Origin of the sequence: Sphaerisporangium sp. NPDC049002 (assembly GCF_040649355.1) — a bacterium.
GTDB lineage: Bacteria > Actinomycetota > Actinomycetes > Streptosporangiales > Streptosporangiaceae > Sphaerisporangium.
In genome coordinates, this window is the sequence record NZ_JBEZFH010000417.1 from 1 (window position 1) to 1,967 (window position 1,967).

Annotated in this window: 1 protein-coding gene; it reads right to left on the bottom strand. The window is 69.9% G+C overall.

Annotated elements, in window-relative coordinates:
* Window positions 1-1,869 (bottom strand): ThuA domain-containing protein (locus tag AB0B89_RS36150; protein WP_358562225.1); only part of this gene is annotated, 1,869 nt, incomplete at its 3' end.
* Window positions 1,870-1,967 lie beyond the last annotated feature (98 nt).

A 1,967-nucleotide genomic window follows, 5' to 3' on the forward strand; every position in this document is an offset into this window, starting at 1 on the left:
GCCGAGTGCTTTGAGCGTCTGGCCGGTGACGGTCCAGGATTGTGCTCCGGTGCCGTTGCAGGTGTAGAGCTGGATCTGGGTGCCGTCGGCGGTGGTGGCGGCGGCGACGTCCAGGCACTTGCCGGCCAGCCCCTTGATCGGGCCGGTACGGGACGCCGGGGCGCCCTTGACGAGGGTGAAGTCGTCCAGGTCGAACAGGCCGGTTCCTGTGCCGGTGTAGGTCAGGAAGAGCGTCTGCGCGCCCGAGGGAACACCGGCCAGATCGGCTTGGACGTCGGCGAAGGTCTCCCAGCCGCCGGTGTTCGGCACGTTCACCGTGCCGAGGACCGGGCCGGTGGCCGAGCCGGTCCTGACCTGGATCGCGCCGCCCGGACCGCCGGAGACGACCCTCGCCTTGATCTTGGTCACGCCGGTCAGGTCGACGCCCGCGTACGACGACCAGTCGCCCGGATCGATGTAGCCGAGCGTCTTGCCGCCGTGCGCGCCGGCCTTGTCGAACGGCGAGGCGCCGCTCACCCCGCTGTAGGACTCCGCCTCGATGGTCCTGTCACCCGTCGCGCCGAGTTCCTTGATCCGGATGTGGCGGAACGCGGCGTCGTCGCCGTCCCCGTGGTTCTGGATGCCGATGTAGCCCTGCTGGAGGCTGCGCGCCGGGTCGGTGTTGGTGAAGTCGTTGATCTTGACGCCGTTGAGGAGCACCTGGACGCGCTCGCCCTCGACCAGCAGCTCGTAGGTGTTCCACTCTCCCGGCGGGTTCAGGGCGGCGTCACGGGCGGCGAGGTCGGCGGACTTGAACCCGTAGACGGATCCGGTGGTGTGGTCGGCGGTGTCGGTGGCGTCGATCTGGATCTCGTAGCCGTTGTCGACCGCCGACCAGGGGTCGGTGCTGGCGGGGAAGCCGATGAACACCCCCGAGTTGTCGTCGCCGGCCAGCTTCCAGTCGAGCTTGAGCGAGTAGGAGTGGAACTCCTTTGCCGAGTACCACAGCATGCCGAGGCCGCCGAAGGAGGACAGGGTGGCTCCCGCGTTGGTGAACCCGCCGGGGCCGGCCTGCGACCAGCCGGTCGTCGACCCGTCGTACAGGTTGGTGTACCCGGTCTCCGGCCGGCAGTCCGCCTTGGTCTTGCCGGCCGCGTACCGGATGCCGCCGAGGAGCTGCGCCCTGAAGGCGCTCTCCGCGTACGACTCGGCGGTGTGCCCGCCGCCGGTGTAGAACGACCGTCCTCCGCCGTAGGACTTGCACCAGGTGATGGGATGGTCGCCGCCCATCGTGCCGCCGGAGTAGGACGACTCGTCGAGGGTGGCGAGCACGTGCGCGCCGGAGCGCGGGTTGGTCCGGTAGTTGTACCACTCGTCGGTGCGCGTCCAGGTCTGGCCGAGGTGCGCGGTCGCCGCGTGCGCCCGGTCCTCGGCCTTGACGGTGGCCTGCTGGATGGCCGGGTGCGAGGAGAACCACGCGCCGACCAGGTCGCCGTAGAACGGCCAGTCGTACTCGGTGTCGGCGGCGGCGTGGACGCCCACGAAGCCCTTGCCCGAGCCGACGTAGGACTGGAACGCGCTCTGCTGGGCGGCGTCGAGCACGTCGCCGGTGGTGCTGAGGAAGACGACGGCCGCGTACTGGTTCAGGTTGGCGGTGGTGAACGCGCCGCCGTCCTCGGTCGCGTCGACGGTGAAGTTGTTCGCCGCGCCCAGGTCACGGATGGCCTGGACGCCCGCGGGGATCGAGTCGTGCCGGAACCCCGCCGTCTTCGAGAACACGAGCACCTTGTAGGCGGTGTCGGCCGCCGTCGCCTGGCCGGTTCCGGTACCGGCGATGATCGCTAGGGCGGCCGCTGCCAGGGTCAGGCCCCGGCGCAGGAGGTCTCTCATCGTGCGCTCCCTCTTGACCACTCGGCGCGCCCAGTGAGAACAGTTCCCTGAATTCCGGTGGGCCGGGGCTGAGGAACGAAGTCCCGGACCTTCGATCG